We start from the raw sequence: 20,001 nt of genomic DNA, 5'->3' as shown, positions 1-20,001 counted from the left end.
TAAAATCAATAAAAAACAAGAGAAATAATGAAAGACGATATAAAACAGTCATATCAAGAGTTGCAATAAGATATTACTCTGCGAAAGTTGAGTTATAATTATAATGTTATTTTCTTTGATTAGAATGTATAGGGATAACCAGAAATTTTATAGAAAAAAGTATTTGATATTGATATAATGTCACTACAAAGGTAAGGGGAGTTTATTGCCATGCAAAATGTTTCAAAACGAACGATTTTATGGATTGTACCTATACTCATCCTTTTTATTTTTTGGTATATGTATAAACCATCGGATGGTGCTGAATATATATCCTATATTAAAACACAAACTTCTAGTAGTAGCCCTTCGTTAAACTATGAAGATGCTTTGAACAAAACTTGCGAAAATGAAGAGTGGATTTATTTTAAAACGAACAATCGCCAACATGTTGTAGAGTTTAAAGGAGTTTGTCCTGTTGATGGACAAGAAAAGGCGGATATCAACTTGCAATTTATTGTGGAGAAAGATTTATCAGACTTTAAAGTTGGAGTAATGTTATTGAAAGGCGAGCAACAAACTCCTGAAAAGCGGGATGCGTTTTTAAATGAAGTTCTATCAAGTCAATGATTCATCAGAGCGAATGAAGTAAATTCGCTCTGTTTTTTTATTTTAGGGATATTGACTAATGGCTCACCTTAGCATTTGCTGGTAATTTTCATCGATTGGCTATTCTCTTCCTAATTTTGGATTATATCGAGTTTGCTGATGCCTTTTTCATCCATTGACTATTATCTTCATCATTTTGACTATTATCGTATTGGACGAGGAAACTTTTTCTTCCGTTGGCTATTATCTTGCCGAGTTTGACTATTATTCTTGCATGATTGACTATTATCTTCATCATTTTGACTATTATCGTATTGGACGAGGCACCTTTTTCTTCCGTTGGCTATTATCTTGCCGAGTTTGACTATTATCCTTGCATGGTTGACTATTATCTTCTTGATTTTGACTATTATCGTATCGGGCGAGGCAACTTTTTCTTCCGTTGGCTATTATCTTGACGAGTTTGACTATTATCCTTGCATGGTTGACTATTATCTTCATCATTTTGACTATTATCGTATCGGGCGAGGCAACTTTTTCTTCCGTTGGCTATTATCTTGCCGAGTTTGACTATTATCCTTGCATGGTTGACTATTATCTTCTTGATTTTGACTATTATCGTATCGGGCGAGGCAACTTTTTCTTCCGTTGGCTATTATCTCCTCTAGTTTGACTATTATCCTTGCATGGTTGACTATTATCTTCATCATTTTGACTATTATCGTATCGGGCGAGGCACCCTTTTTCTTCGGTTGGCTATTATCTTGTCGAGTTTGACTATTATCCTTGCATGGTTGACTATTATCTTCTTGATTTTGACTATTATCGTATTGGACGAGGCAACTTTTTCTTCCATTGGCTATTATCTTGCCGAGTTTGACTATTATCCTTGCATGGTTGACTATTATCTTCATCATTTTGACTATTATCGTATTGGACGAGGCAACTTTTTCTTCCATTGGCTATTATCTTGCCGAGTTTGACTATTATCCTTGCATGGTTGACTATTATCCTTGCATGGTTGACTATTATCGTATCGGGCGAGGCACCTTTTTCTTCCATTGGCTATTATCTTGCCTTGTTTGACTATTATCCTTGCATGGTTGACTATTATCTTCTTGATTTTGACTATTATCGTATCGGGCGAGGCAACTTTTTCTTCCGTTGGCTATTATCTCCTCTAGTTTGACTATTATCCTTGCATGGTTGACTATTATCCTTGCATGGTTGACTATTATCGTATCTGGCGAGGCACCTTTTTCTTCCATTGGCTATTATCTTGCCGTGTTTGACTATTATCCTTGCATGGTTGACTATTATCTCCACGATTTTGGCTATTATCGAACATTGCAGATTTCGATTACACTTCATCATGTTGTAACTCAAAAAATAAAAGGCAAAGAGCACCTCAATAGTACCCTTCGCCTAAAAAAGTTGCATTATTTTCTTCCAGCAATTCCCGGATGTGTCATTTCATATGGATTTAAGATTTCATTTAACTGTTCTTCTGTTAATACGCCATACTTAATGCAAAGTTCACGGATGGATTCCCCTGTAAGATATGCTTCACGTGCTAATTTTGCAGCTGTTTCATAGCCTACATGTGGGTTAATTGCAGTGATGATTCCAATGCTTTTCTCAACATATTCTTTCATGCGTTCTTCATTTGCCTTAATGCCTTTTAAGCAGTTTTCTGTAAAGGATTTAAAGACATTTGTCATAATCGAAATCGATTGAATTAAATTGAAGAATAACACAGGTTCCATCACATTTAATTCAAATTGGCCTGCTTCAGATGCAGATGTAATTGTTAAATCATTACCGAACACTTGGAATGCCACTTGGTTCATCACTTCTGGCATAACAGGATTCACTTTACCAGGCATGATAGAAGATCCAGGTTGTCGAGCAGGAAGAACGATTTCTGATAAACCTGCGCGTGGTCCAGATGCCATTAAGCGTAAATCATTGGCAATTTTAGACATGTTGATCATGCAAACTTTTAATGCAGAAGAAACTTCTGTATAGCAGTCTGTATTTTGAGTTGCGTCCACTAAATGTTGTGCACTTCTTAATGGATGTCCGCTGAATTTCGCTAAATGTTCTGTTACGATTCTTATATATTCAGGATCTGCATTTAAGCCAGTGCCGACTGCTGTTGCACCCATGTTGATGTCGTATAAATTGTTTCTCGTATTGGCAATACGTTCAATATCGCGGGCAATTACACGAGCGTATGCTTCAAACTCTTGTCCTAATAAAATAGGAACAGCGTCTTGCAAGTGCGTTCTTCCCATTTTAATAACGCCAGCGAATTCATCTGCTTTTTTCATGAATTCTTGTTGCATGTATTTTGTAGTTTCAATTAATTGATTTAATAAACTTAACACAGCAATATGCGTTGCAGTAGGGAAAGCATCGTTTGTTGATTGAGACATATTTACATGGGAGTTTGGACTAATTTTTGAATAGTTTCCTTTTTCCTCTCCCATTAATTCCAATGCGCGGTTAGCAATCACTTCATTTGCATTCATATTAATGGAAGTTCCTGCCCCGCCTTGAATTGGGTCAACAATAAATTGATCATTCCATTTTCCTTCAATCACTTCGTCAGCAGCTTTTACGATATATTGCCCAACTTCTTTATCGAGTAAGCCAACTTCCATGTTTGCTAATGCGGCTGATTTTTTTACAATCCCTAGTGATTTAATTAATTCTGGATGAATACGATAACCTGTAATTGGAAAATTTTCCGTTGCCCGAATTGTTTGTACGCCATAATAAGCGTCTTTCGGAATCTCCTTTTCTCCTAAAAAGTCTTTCTCAATACGAACATCGGTATTCATATAAAAACAATCTCCTTTTCTGTCTATCGAAGCTCTAAGCAAACGTTTACATTGTCGAACTTGTATTAGAGTTTCTTTATTAAATCCTACACTATTCTATCATAGAAAAATATAAAAAGAGCCCTGTTTCCTAATAATATTTTGTAATAGTATTGCCAAATTCACATAAATGTTATTTAATAGATTCTATATTGTTTTATTTCAGAGTTTTCGGAAAAATTATAGGATACTAATATAGTTTTGAGGAAAGTCAAATGAATGTATCTGCTATGATTAAACTGTCAGTTAGTATGGCCATTTTTGGTTCCATCGGTTTATTTACAGTGAATACAGGGATTCCTGCTGTAGAGCTCGTATTTGTTCGTTGTATCTGTGCAACTTTATTTTTAGGTGGACTATGGTTGTTAACCGGAGGACATAAGACAGAAGTTTGGGATCGAAAAGAAGTATTACAAACTCTATTTTGCGGAATATTCCTCGTATTGAATTGGGTATTTTTATTTAAGGCATTTGAAGAAATGTCCATTTCCGTAGCTATTTCTATTTATAACTTAGCACCCATTTTCGTTGTGATGTTAGGTGCGGTATTATTGAAAGAACACATTACGATTGGGAATATTCTTGCCATTATCATCTGTTTTGTTGGCTCTGTTTTTATTGTTGGAATGGAACATTTACATTCCATTGAGGCTTTTATGAATTCTGGATTTATATGGGCCATGTTATCCGCCATTTGCTATGCGTTGACGATGTTTTTAAGTAAGACGCTAAAAGGATTATCACCTTATGCAACGACATTTGTACAAACAGCTTTGGGCATACTCATTTTGTTGCCAATGTGCGATTTTACGGTGTTTCATGGTTTAACAAGCACAAACATAATGTTTATAGTGGGAACAGGTATTATTCATACTGGATTTGTTTACTATTTATTCTTTGACAGTATTCGTAAATTGCCGACAATCATTGTTTCTGTTTTAACTTTCCTAGATCCAGTTGTAGCGATTTTACTCGATATGGTGATTCTTGATTTTAGACCAAGCCTCTTGCAGACTCTTGGTATTTTGGTAATTTTTGGTGGAATCTCATATACAGTATTAAAGCCTAGAAAATATACAAAGGAGAAGTTAGCGTAATAAAAAATTTTCTTCTTTCTTTTTATTGACGATTAAGTTTCGCTTTGATGATATGAAACATTCCCTGTTTATCGAATATTAAATTCACTAACTTGAAAAGTATTTTGGAAATATCAAAACACATAAATAAAAGGCTGCCTGGAAAGTAACGACTTGTTAGGCAGCCATTTTTACATTGCAAAGAGCACAAAACTTACCCTACTTTTATACTCAGTTATTATTTCTCTCCGTCATTTGCTTCCAGACGGATCCTTTTGCTTCTTCACCTTGCTCGATTCGTGCAATAGCCATCTTTACTTGGAGCTTCACCTCAAATTCCGGATCATTTTCCGCATCCCTTAATGCAGGAAGACTCCGTTCCGTTCCAGATTCATATAAAAACATAGCTGCACGCCAGCGGACAAGTTTATTTTTATCTTTTAACGCTTCCATCATGGCCGGTTCAAATTCTACAAATCCAAGATCGCTCATGCAATCTCCTGCAGTACGGCGAACCGCAGCGCTTTTATCATTCAATGCACGAACAAGAAGCGGCACAACTGCCTTATCTTCAATCATGCCCAAATACACTGTTGCGAGTCTCCGAATGGACATCTGTTCATCTTCCAAAGCTTTTTCCAATAATGGAAGATCATCCAAATCCGGATCCGGAATTTGATCTAGCATTTGGAAACGTTCCTTCCAATCCTCCACCTCAAACTCTTCCACCGTAATTTTCTTTCTTTTTACGGTTTCTTGTTTTTTTGCATTTGTTGCTTCCACTATGCGGGCAATCCGTTCATCTGGATATGTTGCTTCAATTTCTTTTAAGACGCTTTGCGCAATTTCTTCTTTATCCCCATAGCGAATACCAAAATCTGCCCACTTACGTTCGAAAATATAGTTTTCGTCTGTCTTGTCAACTTTAAGTTGATGAAACGCATTCACAAACCGCTCACCAGTTGAAATCCGATGTTCACCGGAAGAATCAAACACTTTAATTTGAAGCGGCAATCCTCTAAACATTTGAACGTGGACAAAAACTTCTCCATAATGATCCGCAACTTGTTCTTTTTGTTCCACCTCTTCTGTTTGATCACCAAGCGCATTGCGAACTTGGGATAAAATCGTTTCCCATTGATGTTTTGCATTCCGCTCAACCGCTAAAAAATCTGCTACGCGATAAACACCCTTAACGCCTTCAATTTTCAAGATTTCTTGGATTTCACTTGGCGCTTCTTCTATATTTTCTTTCGTATAATTAAAGCTTTTGCCAAAAGGCAACTCCTCATCCACTACCACTTTCATTGTATTGGGACTCGGTGTTGGCTCAATCGTTACTATTTTCAATATTCTTCCCTCCATTTAATTTCCGTTCACAATTCCATCTAAATACGTCCATCTTTCAATCAATCGTTCATATTCAGCATTTAGTTCGTTTAATTTATCTGTATATTCTTGTAGTTTCACATAATCCGAACCACAGCCTGCCATTAGTTCTTCCGTTTCCGCTATTGCCTCTTCCACTTGTGCTATTGTTTCTTCAATTGTTTCCCACTCTTTTTGTTCTTTATAAGTTAATTTTTTCTTTTCATTTTTTGGCTTCTCTTGCTTTGGTTTTTCTTGTTTTTCTGCTTTTGTCTCTAACTTTTCAGCTTCGGATTTCTTCGCTAAATATTCTGTGTATAAATCCAAGCTTTCCTCTACATTCCCTTTTCCATCTAAAATCCATAACTTTTTCACAATTCGATCTAAGAAGAAACGGTCGTGGGAAATGGTAATCACAACACCTGGGAAATGTTCAATAAAATCTTCCAATACTCCAAGTGTTTCAATATCTAAATCATTTGTCGGCTCGTCCAATAACAATACATTTGGCTGTTCCATCAATAATCTTAATAAATGCAGTCGTTTCCGCTCACCGCCTGATAACTTCCCAATCGGTGTACCGTGTGTATGTAATGGGAATAAAAATCTTTCCAACATTTGGGCAGCTGAATAACGAACCCCTTCCGAGTCGGTAATGTCGTTCGAAGCCTCGCGAATATATTCAATCATTCGCTGATTTTCATTCATTTTTGGAAGCATTTGATGAAAATGGGCTATCTTAACGGTAGGTCCAACAATGACTTCTCCTGCATCTGGCTGAATTTCCCCTGCCAATATCTTTAATAAAGTCGATTTTCCATATCCATTAGCACCAACAATGCCGATGCGATCCCCTTGTTGAATCAGGAAATGAAAGTCTTTTAATATCGTTCGCTCCCCAAACGATTTGGATAAATGGACGCCTTCTAAAACCTTTTTCCCTAATCGGGTAGTCGATAGCGACAGTTCAAGTTTTGCTTCTTCTTTATGCCGTTCAATTTGCTTGTCTAATTCTTCAAAGCGCTGAATTCTTGCTTTTTGTTTCGTCGTTCTTGCTTTCGCACCGCGGCGTATCCATTTCAACTCATTGCGGTAACGATTGCGTAATTTTTCTTGCGTTGCCTGTCTATTTTCTTCCCGAATTGCTCGCGCTTCTAAGAAATCCGCATAGTTGCCGTTATGGCGATAAAGGGTTTGATCCGCGAGTTCATAAATATGAGTGGCAATTTCATCTAAAAAATAGCGGTCATGGGTGATAAAAATAACGGCTCCTTTTAAGCGAAGTATCATTTCTTGCAGCCATTCCGTTGATTCTGCATCAAGATGGTTCGTCGGCTCATCCAATAAATAAAGATCCGCCGGTTCAATTAAAACCTTCGCTAATGCCACACGCTTTTGCTGCCCACCTGATAAATTCGAAACATGCTCATCAAACAAATTAATGCCCAGTTTCGTTAAAGCTTGTTTGGCGAGAGCATTAACATCCCAAGCTTTTTCAGCGTCCATTCGCTGCTGCAGTTGGAATAATTGGTTTTGTAGCGCTTCTGATTCAGGCTGAAAGGCGAGTTTTGATACGACTTCTTCATACTCTCTATTTAATTGCAAAATGGGAGAGTTTCCTGAAAAGACAGCTTGTAGAACGGTAAGTCCTTCTTGAAATACAGGTTTTTGCGGCAAGTAGGCAATTCGATATTTGTTTGGATGATCCATTTCGATGGAATCGGCTTCTTGTTCGCCAGCTAAAATGGAAAGTAAAGTTGACTTCCCAGTACCATTAATTCCGATCAGACCTGCCCGCTCTCCTTCATAAATGGTAAATTCAACGTTTTTAAATAGTGTTTTATCTCCAACGGTTTTTGTTAAATTCGAAACAATTAAATGACTCATCGTATTCCATCTCTTTCAATATAAACTTCTATTCATTCTATCATTTATTATATAGAATTTTTTATCTCCTTGCATTCTTCAGTATCTTATCAAACTGTTCCACACTGGAAGATTTATTTTCTTCTATTTTTATTTAATCTTCGCTCTCAAAATTATTTTTTTAAAATAATATTATACTTATAATGCCTGAATATAGATTTATTGTAAAATTTGGATAAACTTTGGATAATTATCGACAAAATCTAAAACACTTCATGTCTGTTTTGTGAATTTTACACTATAACCATAGTGAAAACGATGTTAAATTTCTTATTTTGATATAGAATTAACTCAAAGTGATTGAAAGGAAGTCGAAATCGATTTTCTTTTAGAACGTTGAAAGGAGCACATCCATTATGAAACGAACTCTGCTGTTATCTCTCTCAATGCTTATTGTCTTCCTCGCAGGTTGTGAACCTTTATTAGTGTTAGACCCAAAAGGACCTCAAGCAGCACGTCAAGCAAGCGACATTATGATTTCCATCGGGATTATGGCGTTTATTGTAATCGTTGTCATGGTTTTATTAGTTTACATGCTTGTTAAATATAGAGCTTCGAAACTACCGGAAGATTACGAACCTCCTCACATTGAGGGTAGTCCTTTGATTGAAGGACTCTTTATTGGTATTCCAATCATTATTGTGGCCGTTCTTTCGATTATTTCAGTGAAAAGTAACTACATTGTAGAAGCAACTCCACAAGGTTATGAAGATCAAGAACCATTAATCATTTACGCTTCATCTTCCAACTGGAAATGGCACTTTAGTTATCCTGAACAAGATATTGAAACGGTGAACTACTTATATATACCAACGAATCGACCAATTGAGTTTAAACTTTATTCTTACGGACCTATTACAAGTTTCTGGATTCCACAATTAGGTGGTCAAAAATATGCGATGGCTGACATGGTGACAACACTTCATTTAGCTGCGGATACACCAGGAGAATATATGGGACGTAACGCTAACTTCAGTGGTAAAGGTTTTGCTGAAAATACATTTACTGTAACAGCCATGAATCAAGCAAAATTTGACGAATGGGTGGAAGAAGTTCATGCCAATGCTGAACCATTAACTGAAGAAACTTTCGATAAATTATTAGAACCTGGTCATCTTGGAAGAATGACGTTTACCGGAACACACCTTGGATTCAATCCACCTCCAGAACATGACCACGGTGCAGATGAAGGAACGGAGCTTGAACATACAGAGCACGAAATGCATGCTGAGCATTCACACGAATAAACGTAAATCTAGTAATTTACGTAATAAACTTTGAGAGGAGAAAAATCCATGGAATTTTTTGAACGATTTGCTGTGCCGCATCCAAGCCCAGCAATCTATGCATCTATGGTAGCGATTGTTGTTGTCTCCCTAGCCATTGTCGTTGGTTTAACATATTTTAAAAAATGGGGTTACCTGTGGCGAGAATGGCTTACGACTGTGGACCATAAAAAAATCGGGATTATGTATTTAATCTCCGCAATTTTGATGTTGTTCCGTGGTGGAGCTGACGCGATTATGATGCGTGCACAGCTCTCCATGCCGGAAAATCAATTATTGGACGCGCAACATTATAATGAAATTTTTACAACGCACGGTGTAGTCATGATCATCTTTATGGCAATGCCTTTCATCTTTGCCTTCATGAACATCGTCGTTCCATTGCAAATTGGAGCTCGTGACGTTGCCTTTCCAAGACTTAACGCTATCAGCTTTTGGCTTTTCTTCTTTGGAGCGATGTTATTTAATATTTCGTTCGTTGTCGGTGGTTCACCAGATGCAGGATGGACGTCTTACTTCCCACTTGCTGGAACGGAATTTAGTGAATCTGTCGGAACGAACTATTATATGATTGCCATTCAGATTTCGGGTATTGGATCCTTAATGACTGGTATCAACATGATTACTACGATCTTAAAAATGCGTGCTCCAGGAATGTCGCTGATGAAAATGCCAATGTTTACATGGGCTACATTTATGGCTTGTGTCATCATCATCTTTGCGTTCCCAGTATTAACAATTGCGTTATTAATGGGTACAACAGACCGCTTATTTGCGACAAACTTCTTTACTTCTACAAATGGCGGTATGGACATGCTTTGGGCAAACTTCTTCTGGATCTGGGGACACCCGGAAGTATATATCTTAATCTTACCAGCCTTTGGTCTTTACAGTGAGATTATTTCTACTTTTTCTGGACGAAACCTTTACGGATATAAATCAATGGTAGGATCAATGGTGATTATCTCCCTGCTTTCATTCCTAGTTTGGACGCACCACTTCTTTACGATGGGTCAAGGTGCTTTAACAAACAGTATCTTCTCCATTTCAACAATGGCCATTGCGGTGCCTACTGGAGTGAAAATCTTTAACTGGCTGCTTACGATGTGGAAAGGGAAAATTCGCTTTACTGTTCCAATGCTGTACTCAGTAGGATTCATTCCACTATTTACAATCGGTGGGGTTACTGGGGTTATGCTTGCGATGTCAGCAGCGGACTATCAATATCATAATACAATGTTCTTAGTCGCTCACTTCCATAATACAATCATACCTGGTGTCGTATTTGCGATGTTAGCTGGCTTACATTACTACTGGCCAAAAATGTTCGGCTTTATGTTAAATGAACGCATTGGTAAATGGGCTTTCTGGTTCTTATCAATCGGATTCGTCCTTGCCTTCTTCCCAATGTACATTACAGGTTTAGACGGACAAGCACGCCGTATGTATACGTATTCAGAAGCGACAGGTTTCGGTCCTTTAAACTTTGTTGCATTCATCGGTGCAGGTTTAATGACAATTGCCTTCTGCATTATCGTCTATAACATTTTATATAGTATTAAAAATTCTCCAAGAAATGTTGGGGATGACCCATGGAACGCTCGTACATTGGAGTGGGCAACGCACAACCCAGTGCCAGAATACAACTTCGCACGCACTCCACATGTAGCAACGAGTGAAGCATTATGGGATGTGAAGAAAAATGGACATGAATTATTTAAAGGTGACATTGAAAAAATCCACATGCCAAATAATAGTGGTGTCCCATTTATTATGGGTGTGATTTTCTTTATCGCTGGATTCTCCTTCGTATTTGCATTGTGGGTTCCTGCAGTCATCGCGCTAATCGGTATTTTCGCATGTATGGTGCTTCGTTCCTTTGAAAAAGATGATGGACGCTATATTTCAGTGGAAGAAATTAAAGCAACGGAAAGCACATATGGAGGTGCTAATTCATGAAAATCGATCACACGCAGCCTCTTGAATATGGTACACATCAAAACCAATTGAATATTTTAGGTTTCTGGATTTTCCTTGGTGCGGAAATCATGCTGTTTGCAACACTTTTTACAGCCTACTTCATCATGGAACATCGAACAGGAAATGGACCAACTGGACCGGAAATCTTCGAAATTTCACCAGTGCTTATTGAAACGTTTGTATTACTCACAAGTAGTTTCACCATTGGCCTTGCTGTTCATGCAATGAGAATCGGACGTAAAAAGGCCATGTTAGCATTTTTAGGTATTACCCTATTACTTGGTCTAGGGTTCCTTTCAGTAGAAATCTTTGAATTTATGCATTACTACCATGTTGGTGCAACTTATCAAACAAGCGGATTTACTGCTGCACTCTTAACAACGCTCGGTACCCATGGTGCCCACGTTACCCTCGGATTGTTCTGGGGACTTAGCATCATCATTCAGGTGGCAAAAGACGGCATAAATGCACGAACAGCCAATAAATCCTTTATATTCTCCCTTTACTGGCATTTCCTAGATGTTGTCTGGATTTTCATTTTCAGCTTCATCTACTTGAAAGGAATGATGTAATATGAAAGAATTATTTCCTGCAAAACAAGTCGGCGGCTATATCTTTTCATTAGTGTTAACGATTATTGCTCTGCTTGTATATTTTCTGGATTTTACTTTCCCAATAGCAATGTCAATCCTACTTGTCACAGCTTTTGTCCAAGCAACAGTGCAATTAGTGCTATTTATGCACGCAGGTGAAACGGAAGACGGTAAAGCGATTTATACAAATGTGCTTTACGGAATTATTATCGCAGTCGTTACAATAATTGGTTCATTATTGATTTTAATTTGGGATATGTAATGGACATGGAAAAAGCTTGAATCTTGCATTCAAGCTTTTTTATTATTTGACTGAAATTCAAATTGGATTAAATGAAGAAATAGGCCAATGAGTAATGAATAAAAACTCCCTTTCACGATACTAATACCGTACCACATTGATAGATTGGAAACAAAACTAATTCCAAGTATTCAACATAGTCCTCTCCCCTATGCTATCAACAATCGTGAATACCCTTTTGTATATTTTCCGTTCACAATTTAGACAAATTTTTTCTTAAAAAAATAATACCATACTTTTTATACTTCAAACATAATAATTGTATTTTATGAACTTTTTTTGTTTTATGTTTACACTTTTATTAAAACGACTTTCAATTCATCTTTTTAACTGCTCTCAAACTTTGTTCTCCTTATGCATGTTCCTATCCATGACTTTTCGTTTTATTATTCTTACTTTTTTCATTTTTTAAAATATTTTATATTAATTATTTATAAAAAATCATTCTAATTTATATTGACGATTCAAATGAAAGCTGTTATCATTTTTCTAAACTTTTTAATATAACATAAAAAACCTTGTATAAATTCAAGAATACGGCTTGAATGTTTCTACCAGCTACCATAAATAGCTTGTCTACAAGGAATGAAAACTTATTATACATAATATTTTTATTCCATTCTGTAGAGAAACTTTGGCCTAATTGTCGCCAAAGTTTTTTTATTGGGGAAATCTATTAGCTGTAAACTTGCTTTCATCTATTCTTTGATAAAACTAGGAGAGTACATCATGAGAAACTTTTTTAAATTTACTGAACGAAATACATCCTATAAGCAAGAAACATTAGCAGGGATTACGACTTTCGTATCCCTTGCCTATATTTTAATCGTTAATCCGCTTATTTTGAGCCAATCTGGGATGGATCAAGGAGCAGTATTCACTGCAACAGCTCTTACTGCCATCATTGGTACACTACTTATTGGGCTGCTCGCTAACTTTCCCATCGCCATAGCTCCCAGTATGGGATTGAATTCTTTCTTTACTTTTTCCGTATGTATTGGAATGGGGATTGACTGGAAAATTACACTAACTGGGGTTTTTGTTGCGGGCATTATTTTTACGTTATTAAGTTTAATGAAAGTTCGAGAAAAAATTATTACGATTATTCCATCAGATTTAAAATACGCCATCGCTTCCGGAATCGGGTTCTTCATCACGTTTATCGGTTTAAAAAATGGTGGTATTGTTATAAGCAATGAAGACACATTTGTTTCCATTGGAGATTTGACTTCACCGATGACTCTGCTTGCAATAGTTGGACTTACTATCACAATTATTTTATTAGTGCGTGGAATCAATGGCGGCATATTCTATGGAATGTGTATAACAACCATTATAGGTATGATGTGCGGCTTAATTGAGGTTCCTTCATCATTCATTGGGAGTATCCCAAGTATTGAACCAACTTTTGGTGTCGTGTTTAATCACTTAGATGAAATATTTACACCTGAAATGTTGACAGTCATCTTTACCTTTTTAATTGTTGCCTTTTTTGATACGGCTGGTGCTTTAATTGGATTAACAAGCCAAGCTGGCATGGTCAAAGATGGTAAAATCCCGAATATAGGTAAAGGATTGCTTGCTGATTCTCTTGCCGGTGTATTTGGTGCTATTCTAGGAACTTCAACTCCTGCCACAAGTGTTGAATCGTCAGCTGGTATTGCTGTTGGAGGAAGAACGGGCTTTACATCTGTCGTCATTGCAGCGTGTTTCCTAGTTGCGTTGTTTTTCTCACCGCTTGTCAGTGTGATTTCGGCGGAAGTGACATCCGCTGCATTAATTATTGTCGGTGCCTTAATGGCAATGGAAATCCGTAAAATCAATTGGACAAAGTTAGAAATTGTAATTCCATCGTTTTTAACAATAATTATGATGCCACTTACGTCTAGCGTAGTTATTGGTATTGGATTAGGGTTTGTCCTTTATCCCATTTGTTTAATGGCTCAAAAACGTTTTAAAGAAGTTCATCCAATGATGTATTTACTTTGTATTCTATTTATTTTATATTTTGCGTTTTTCATCTAAGAAACACATTGATGAGTGATGTCAAAAGTAATAACCACTACATAGAATAGTCTAAAAAAATGCTGGTAGAAACCCTCCTCTGAATGAAAGTGCCTGTGAAATTTTTTACTGCGAAATTTCACAGGCAATTGTATTTTACACGCAATCCCATCATCGACACTTTATCTATTGTATTAAGAGTATTTTCGTTGTAGTCCTTCATGCTGATTACAATGAAAAACGGCTTTCAAAAGAACTTCTACACCATTTATTTTAAAAATATCAAAACCTTACATTTAGAGAGGCACTTCTAAATGTAAGGTTTTCATTATTACGCTTTTAATTTCAATGGCAAAAATGCATAATTTTCATGTGTAATAATGTCCAACGGTTGAACTTGAAGAGGGGCTGAAAATATTGGACCATCGATCACCGTTGTATGGAACTCGCCCCCTTCGCCGCAAGGATCAATAGATCTTTGCTGAAGCTCGTCCAAGAAGTCTCTAGTCAAGATTCTTCCTAAGTCTTCCATACGCATACCGAGTGATAAATTCACGGTTGTCACCATAGCTATAAAGTCTAAATCAATAAATTCTTCAACTAGCGAACGATGATTTTTAAGGTAAAGGGGCATGCTTAATGTGATCCCTACTTTATTTGTGACATCTGCGTGCCATGTTCCCTCATATGCTACGTCCACGTCTCCAGTCACGAGGACTTCCGCACCTTTTTTCTTCGCCTCTTGTAATAGCTCAATGAAATGTTGTTCATATGTTGTCCAGCTTGCTCCCCGTGAATAAATGGGATAACCAATAGCTTGAGCTTGCGCAGTTAAAAATTCAGGAGTCAGTCTGTGCGAGTGGGAATGTTCTTCTGTTTCATCCAGCATTGCAATTAGTCCAAGTGGTTCTGCTACTTGCTTCGCTTTATATAAAGCAAGCATACTATCCTTTCCCCCGCTAAAGGATGCGATAAATTTTTTATTTTTTACTCTTTCCAGCCAATCATTCACTATCGTTTCAGCCTTTCAATATATGTTTTTTCTTATTTATTATAAACCGTTTATAGACTCAGTGCTTCGAAAAACAAAAAACGAATTAAAGTGTAAAATAGCTCTACTTCTATAGTTACAAATTGCTATATAGAAACAAACGGTTTGAATTCGAAACTGGCTGTATAGAGAGCATTAATTTTAAATATGACTCCCTTTTATTTTTGATTCATCATTTTTTCATAAGCTGTTTAAACAATACCTCTTTAAATGCTTGATCATGTTCAATTTTAAAGGCTCTTTCAAAACTTTCCTCCGCATGTTTTTTCATATAACTTTTTGTGAATCGTAAAGTCTCAGCAGGAGATTCTAAAATCTGTTTAGCTATTTCAATACATTTATTTAATACTTGATCACTTTCCACAAGGTAATTAACTAATCCAATTTCATACGCTTTTTTTGCATCAATTATTCTTCATGTAAAACAAATATCCTTCGCAATTCCTTCTCCAACTATCCAGCGAAGTGGAGTAAAAATAGGAGGAGCTCCAAATTTTATTTCGGGATGTGCAAAAGTTGCATCAACTGAACAGATCCTCAAATCACATAAAGTAGCTAAGTCAAATCCTCCGCCATACGCTAAACCATTAATACCAGCAATTAATGGTTTAGGAAAATGCCAAACATCTCTATGATATTTAGCAGAAGATTCATATATTTCATCAAATAAAGTTTGGTCTGAGAACTCTTTCAAATCAAAACCACTTGAAAATACGTTCCCTGCACCCGTAATAATAACGACACCAATCTCATCACATTCTTTCCACTTATTTAGACATTCTGATACTTCTCTTCTTAACGTAATGTTAATAGCATTCTTTTTTAATGGTCGATTCAGGATAATAATCCCTATGCCATCTGCCCTTTTCTCCACTAAGATTTCTTTATACATATTCAATCCTCCTTCATTTTTTTCTGATAGGAACCAATCGGTCTCTTTTTGTAAAAAATAAAAATTCTGCATAGCAGAGATTAGTTTACTAATGTCTGTAAATACTTCTCTAAATTTTCGCAAACAGTTAATAAATATTTCGAATCTTTATAAAGCTTGGTTAGTGCCAATCCTCCTTCCAATGAAGATATAAAAAAAATAGCTTGCTCTTTTGCGGATAATTCGGAATGGAAAGTTCCTTTTATTCTTCCAGATTCGATAATCTCAGTAATCATTTCTATTAGTCTATGCATCGTTTTTTGTGCATGGGGTAGTATGTCGCTATCTTGTTGACAGTCCATCTCAATCGATGCATTGAAAATCGGACAACCACCTGCAATCGGAATATCATTTGCTAAATTTTTAAATACTTCAAAAAAGGTTTTTAATAAAGTCAATTCATCACTTTCTAACGTTGTTTTCTCTAAATAGAAATTTCTTACTTTTTTCACCGCAAAGTAGAAGGCTTCAATCATTAATTCATTTTTATCTTTAAAATATCTATATATTCCCCCTTTTTTCAATCCGGTTTCATTCATAATATCTGACAATGATGTTTGGTAATACCCTTTTTCATTAAAGATTTGAGCAGATTTTTCAATGATTCGTTGTCGTGTTTTTTCACCTTTTCGCATCGTGATCTCCCGTTTTCATCATTAGTGTTGATATTGAAGAAGCCTAGATCAATTAAAAATTTATAATACATTCTAATTGTCAATATGCTTATTTTGTTAAATTTATAACTCCTAATGTTTTTTAATGTTGCAAAAAAAAGAGGAATTATGATCACTATTGGAACATAATTACCTCTTATTAATTTTTAACCACAATTTTTTCTTGTATTCATCAACTTTTTAGTAATGATTGATACATCTCTTCTAATGAAATTACACGTCCTTTATTATCTTTATAAACAACATGTTCAGGTTTGAAATGGATTGGCGATTCAAGACCACAAGCAGCCGCTATACGGAAAAGTCCTTCCCTTAAGGTAATGACATAATTAGCCGTACGATATTTCTTTTCATCAACGACAAGAGCTTTTTGCAAATCAGGGTCTGTCGTTGCAACTCCAACAGGACAAGCATTTGAATGGCATTTTAATGCTTGGATGCATCCTACCGTAATCATAAATCCACGTGCGATGTTGACAAGGTCCGCTCCCATGGCTAAGGCAATCGCAATCCGATCTGCAGAGAACAGTTTGCCGGAAGCGATGATTTTCACCTGATTCCGTACACCGTAATTGATTAATGCACTGTGAACTAATGGCAAGGCGGATTTAATTGGCAATCCGACACTATCTGCTAACTCTTGGAAGGATGCACCTGTTCCACCTTCCCCACCATCAACCGTAATGAAATCGGGACCTTTTCCAGTCTCTTTTATCGCTTTTGCTAAAGCTTCTGCTTCATCGGGGCTTCCAATAACTACCTTCATGCCAACGGGTTTTCCTGTTTTTTCTCGAATTTGTTCCATAAATTCAAATAATGAAGGGAAATCATTAAACTCTTTAAATCGGTTCGGACTATCGATTGCTTTAAACGGCTCCACCATACGAATTCTTGCAATTTCCTCTGTCACCTTTTCAGCGTCGATATGGCCACCGCGTGTTTTCGCACCTTGAGCTAATTTAATTTCGAATGCCTTAATCTGTGGAATCTGACTTTTTTCCAATAATGCATCCCAATTAAAATTTCCTTCTTTATCTCGCACACCAAACAAACCAGGGCCGATTTGCATAATAATATCGACATTACCTTTTAGATGATATTCCGAAAGCCCTCCTTCCCCAGTGTTCATCCATGTCCCTTTCGCTAATCCTAACCCCTCTGATAAGGCAGTAATGGCATGATCTCCTAAGGAACCATAACTCATAGCAGACATGCCGATTTGCCCTTTCACAATAAACGGATGTTTCGTTTTTTCTCCAATGACAATTGCATCTTCATCATGTAATAAAAATGCCTTTGAAACATGATCTTCAAATATTTCCTTTCTTTGGCCAAATAAAGGCTCTTTCACTAAGAGGTATCTTTTTGTCTTTATTTTTTCATCGTCCATTTTTAATTCTTCTGTTAACTTAGGAAACATGGAGTTGCGAATATAAAAACCGGGTTTTTCAAAATCTCGAAGTGAACCAAAACCAATTACATCCCGTTTATATTTTGCCGATTTGACAATAGTTTGATATTCGATACGTGAAAATGGCTTACCCTCAGTATCATTGTTAAATAAATATTGGCGCAATTCAGGACCTATCGTTTCAAATAAATAACGGGCTCTCCCAATTAGTGGATAATTGCGAAGTACAGGATGTTGCTTTTGCGTCCGGTCAATAAAATATAGATATAATCCAATCACGACAAGAATGAATAAAAGGAAGCCTATTAGTACCGAACCAATTACAATCAGCACATCTGCAAGATTCAATATGGATACCTCCAAACAATATTAATTGAAAAAATCCCTATAGTTTAGATTTCTCAATCATATGGAAACTATTCAATTTTAGTTGCGAGAATTCCGATGATGTATTTTCTTCATTTCTGTTAGAAAGAATTTAGACTAAAAATCTGCTGCTTCTAGAATCTGATCCGCCAATAAAATCTATACATTAAACATTTGGAAAATATATCTTGATTTTACAAATTACTTAATAAATCATTCCCTCAAATATTTAAATAATAGCCAAAACTTTGCTTTTAATAGTCAAAATCCAAAAGATAATAGTCAAAGTAACTTACTTAATAGCCAAGCAGCTCAAAATCGCCCCTATAAAATCCGATAATAGTCAATTGCTAGCACATATTAGTCAAAATCCAAAAGATAATAGTCAAAGTAACATACTTAATAGCCAAGCAGCTCAAATTCGTCCTCTTAAAATCCGATAATAGTCAATTGCTAGCACATATTAGTCAAACTCCGTAAGATAATAGTCAAAGTAACTTACTTAATAGCCAAGCAGCTCAAAATCGCCCCTATAAAATCCGATAATAGTCAATTGCTAGCACATATTAGTCAAAATCCGTAAGATAATAGTCAAAGTAATGCTCTTAATAGCCAAACGAATAAAACCGTCCTTACTACAAAATCATGCAAAGTCAAACTATGAAAGATATAGCCAACCTTTACAATATTTCATCTTCAAAATTAACGGGCAGTCTAGACAAAATTCTAGACTGCCACGAAAAACAACCTATCCAAATAAACTCCCCACTGCAGTAATAGAAGTCGCTAAATCTTTTCGATAGTTCGAATCCTTTTCATTTAAACTATTGATGCTTACCTCATTTCCTCCAAGCGAGGAGTGAACATACAGTCCATCCCCCATATACATGGCGATGTGTCCAGGGAAATAAAGCAAGTCGCCTTTTTGTATTTTTTCAAAGGGTATTTCCTTGATTGGGAAACCTTCTACAATTTGTGCATCTCGGTAAATATAAACACCATTCAACATGTATGCCATAGAACATAATCCAGAACAATCAATTCCCAGCGGCGATTTTCCTCCCCAACGATAAGGCGCCTTTAAATAGCTCAATGCAGTTTGAACAACATTTTCTCGAAACGCTTCCTCAGAATCCAATTCTACAATTCTTTCACGTATCCAATAAGAACGACTATAACCAATCTCGCCATTCACCAATTTTACTTTAACCCATTCTGGATTCAAACTCGAATCTTCCACTAATGAAATAGAAGATCCCTTCACTAATGTAGCGATTTTCGCGCTTTGAATTTTTGGTTCCGCTAAAATATCTGCGAAGTTTTGAATGATGACATGTTTTGCTTCTTTATCCCATTGCCCAGCTTTTCCTTCATTGATGAGCAATTTTTCTTTTAAACAATACCCCTTATATCGATAGGCGGTTTGAACATGTACCCAAGTGCCACAATCTTCGAGTATCTCAACAACCATTCCATATAATACTTCGTCAACACATTCAGAAGTAGAATACGGGTGTTTATGTAGGGGTACAATCATATCACTTGCAACTGCTTTCATAGG

Annotated in this window: 18 protein-coding genes, 1 pseudogene and 1 riboswitch; of the genes and pseudogenes, 11 read left to right on the top strand and 8 right to left on the bottom strand. The window is 36.3% G+C overall.

Translation table 11 applies throughout. The features are described 5' to 3' along the window. Window positions 1–210: 210 nt before the first annotated feature. The 5 genes from NST98_RS02345 (at window position 211) to NST98_RS02325 (ending at window position 1,777) form a co-directional block, all read left to right on the top strand. Complete coding sequence (locus NST98_RS02345; protein ID WP_340714305.1) at window positions 211–609, top strand: glucosamine 6-phosphate synthetase; 399 nt, start codon at window positions 211–213, stop codon at window positions 607–609. A gap of 154 nt (window positions 610–763) precedes the next feature. Next, window positions 764–952, top strand: coding sequence for a hypothetical protein (locus tag NST98_RS02340; RefSeq protein WP_340714304.1), 189 nt, complete (start codon window positions 764–766; stop codon window positions 950–952). Next, a complete protein-coding gene (locus NST98_RS02335) occupies window positions 940–1,158 on the top strand; it encodes a hypothetical protein (RefSeq protein WP_340714303.1) in 219 nt (72 codons plus the stop codon). The genes NST98_RS02340 and NST98_RS02335 overlap by 13 nt, the downstream gene beginning before the upstream one ends. A gap of 194 nt (window positions 1,159–1,352) precedes the next feature. Next, entirely contained in the window at window positions 1,353–1,571 is a 219-nt protein-coding gene (locus NST98_RS02330) for a hypothetical protein (RefSeq protein WP_168412493.1), read from the top strand. Continuing rightward, window positions 1,559–1,777 (top strand): hypothetical protein, encoded by a 219-nt coding sequence (locus NST98_RS02325; protein ID WP_340714302.1) that lies wholly within the window; start codon window positions 1,559–1,561, stop codon window positions 1,775–1,777. Before NST98_RS02330 ends, NST98_RS02325 begins: the two co-directional genes overlap by 13 nt. 250 nt (window positions 1,778–2,027) lie before the next feature. Here NST98_RS02325 and aspA read toward each other — a convergent pair whose 3' ends face one another. Next, entirely contained in the window at window positions 2,028–3,434 is a 1,407-nt protein-coding gene (gene aspA / locus NST98_RS02320) for an aspartate ammonia-lyase (RefSeq protein WP_096550882.1), read from the bottom strand. 254 nt (window positions 3,435–3,688) lie between these two features. Here aspA and NST98_RS02315 point away from each other — a divergent pair, with 254 nt between their 5' ends. Continuing rightward, on the top strand, window positions 3,689–4,570 hold the full coding sequence (locus NST98_RS02315; RefSeq protein ID WP_340714301.1) for a DMT family transporter: 882 nt from the start codon (window positions 3,689–3,691) through the stop codon (window positions 4,568–4,570). Window positions 4,571–4,780: 210 nt separating this feature from the next. On the opposite strand, the gene NST98_RS02310 is transcribed toward NST98_RS02315, so the two are convergent. Together NST98_RS02310 and NST98_RS02305 are read right to left on the bottom strand one after the other, a co-directional pair. Then, window positions 4,781–5,899 carry a conserved virulence factor C family protein gene (locus NST98_RS02310; protein ID WP_340714300.1) on the bottom strand — a complete coding sequence of 373 codons (1,119 nt, stop codon included), beginning with the start codon at window positions 5,897–5,899 and terminating at the stop codon, window positions 4,781–4,783. Between the two features lie 15 nt (window positions 5,900–5,914). Next, window positions 5,915–7,804, bottom strand: a complete 1,890-nt coding sequence (locus tag NST98_RS02305) for an ABC-F family ATP-binding cassette domain-containing protein (RefSeq protein ID WP_340714299.1) — start codon at window positions 7,802–7,804, stop codon at window positions 5,915–5,917. A 395-nt stretch (window positions 7,805–8,199) separates the two neighbouring features. On the opposite strand from NST98_RS02305, the gene qoxA reads away from it, so the two are divergent. From qoxA to NST98_RS02280, 5 genes are all read left to right on the top strand, one after another. Beyond that, a complete protein-coding gene (qoxA, locus tag NST98_RS02300; protein WP_340714298.1) occupies window positions 8,200–9,090 on the top strand; it encodes a cytochrome aa3 quinol oxidase subunit II in 891 nt (296 codons plus the stop codon). A gap of 48 nt (window positions 9,091–9,138) precedes the next feature. After that, entirely contained in the window at window positions 9,139–11,088 is a 1,950-nt protein-coding gene (qoxB, locus tag NST98_RS02295) for a cytochrome aa3 quinol oxidase subunit I (protein WP_340714297.1), read from the top strand. Beyond that, window positions 11,085–11,681 carry a cytochrome aa3 quinol oxidase subunit III gene (qoxC, locus tag NST98_RS02290; protein WP_096550877.1) on the top strand — a complete coding sequence of 199 codons (597 nt, stop codon included), beginning with the start codon at window positions 11,085–11,087 and terminating at the stop codon, window positions 11,679–11,681. The genes qoxB and qoxC overlap by 4 nt, the downstream gene beginning before the upstream one ends. 1 nt (window position 11,682) lies before the next feature. Beyond that, entirely contained in the window at window positions 11,683–11,964 is a 282-nt protein-coding gene (gene qoxD, locus NST98_RS02285; RefSeq protein WP_016839144.1) for a cytochrome aa3 quinol oxidase subunit IV, read from the top strand. Between the two features lie 537 nt (window positions 11,965–12,501). Then, window positions 12,502–12,602, top strand: a riboswitch (purine riboswitch). Window positions 12,603–12,732: 130 nt separating this feature from the next. Next, window positions 12,733–14,028 (top strand): NCS2 family permease, encoded by a 1,296-nt coding sequence (locus tag NST98_RS02280; RefSeq protein WP_340714296.1) that lies wholly within the window; start codon window positions 12,733–12,735, stop codon window positions 14,026–14,028. A 310-nt stretch (window positions 14,029–14,338) separates the two neighbouring features. Here the strand turns inward: NST98_RS02280 and NST98_RS02275 are convergent, their stop codons facing one another. The 5 genes and pseudogenes from NST98_RS02275 to NST98_RS02255 all read right to left on the bottom strand — a co-directional run bounded on the left by NST98_RS02275 (window position 14,339) and on the right by NST98_RS02255 (window position 19,998). After that, window positions 14,339–15,019, bottom strand: coding sequence for a Dph6-related ATP pyrophosphatase (locus NST98_RS02275; protein WP_340714295.1), 681 nt, complete (start codon window positions 15,017–15,019; stop codon window positions 14,339–14,341). A gap of 211 nt (window positions 15,020–15,230) precedes the next feature. After that, window positions 15,231–15,950, bottom strand: a pseudogene (locus NST98_RS02270) (enoyl-CoA hydratase/isomerase family protein). Between the two features lie 80 nt (window positions 15,951–16,030). Beyond that, window positions 16,031–16,624, bottom strand: a complete 594-nt coding sequence (locus NST98_RS02265) for a TetR/AcrR family transcriptional regulator (RefSeq protein WP_340714294.1) — start codon at window positions 16,622–16,624, stop codon at window positions 16,031–16,033. Window positions 16,625–16,835: 211 nt separating this feature from the next. Then, entirely contained in the window at window positions 16,836–18,422 is a 1,587-nt protein-coding gene (locus tag NST98_RS02260) for an FMN-binding glutamate synthase family protein (protein WP_340714293.1), read from the bottom strand. A 766-nt stretch (window positions 18,423–19,188) separates the two neighbouring features. Continuing rightward, window positions 19,189–19,998 (bottom strand): C40 family peptidase, encoded by an 810-nt coding sequence (locus NST98_RS02255; RefSeq protein ID WP_340714292.1) that lies wholly within the window; start codon window positions 19,996–19,998, stop codon window positions 19,189–19,191. Window positions 19,999–20,001 lie beyond the last annotated feature (3 nt).

The organism is Ureibacillus sp. FSL W8-0352 (assembly GCF_038004345.1).
Lineage (GTDB): Bacteria > Bacillota > Bacilli > Bacillales_A > Planococcaceae > Ureibacillus > Ureibacillus thermosphaericus.
This window is presented reverse-complemented; position numbering and strand designations above follow the sequence as displayed.

Excerpts from the sequence above, each read along its gene's own strand:
- NST98_RS02345 (WP_340714305.1), top strand. The coding sequence starts at position 211 with ATGCAAAATGTTTCAAAACGAACGATTTTATGGATTGTACCTATACTC.
- aspA (WP_096550882.1), bottom strand. The coding sequence starts at position 3,434 with ATGAATACCGATGTTCGTATTGAGAAAGACTTTTTAGGAGAAAAGGAG.
- NST98_RS02315 (WP_340714301.1), top strand. The coding sequence starts at position 3,689 with ATGAATGTATCTGCTATGATTAAACTGTCAGTTAGTATGGCCATTTTT.
- NST98_RS02305 (WP_340714299.1), bottom strand. The coding sequence starts at position 7,804 with ATGAGTCATTTAATTGTTTCGAATTTAACAAAAACCGTTGGAGATAAA.
- qoxA (WP_340714298.1), top strand. The coding sequence starts at position 8,200 with ATGAAACGAACTCTGCTGTTATCTCTCTCAATGCTTATTGTCTTCCTC.
- qoxB (WP_340714297.1), top strand. The coding sequence starts at position 9,139 with ATGGAATTTTTTGAACGATTTGCTGTGCCGCATCCAAGCCCAGCAATC.
- qoxC (WP_096550877.1), top strand. The coding sequence starts at position 11,085 with ATGAAAATCGATCACACGCAGCCTCTTGAATATGGTACACATCAAAAC.
- qoxD (WP_016839144.1), top strand. The coding sequence starts at position 11,683 with ATGAAAGAATTATTTCCTGCAAAACAAGTCGGCGGCTATATCTTTTCA.
- NST98_RS02280 (WP_340714296.1), top strand. The coding sequence starts at position 12,733 with ATGAGAAACTTTTTTAAATTTACTGAACGAAATACATCCTATAAGCAA.
- NST98_RS02265 (WP_340714294.1), bottom strand. The coding sequence starts at position 16,624 with ATGCGAAAAGGTGAAAAAACACGACAACGAATCATTGAAAAATCTGCT.
- NST98_RS02255 (WP_340714292.1), bottom strand. The coding sequence starts at position 19,998 with ATGAAAGCAGTTGCAAGTGATATGATTGTACCCCTACATAAACACCCG.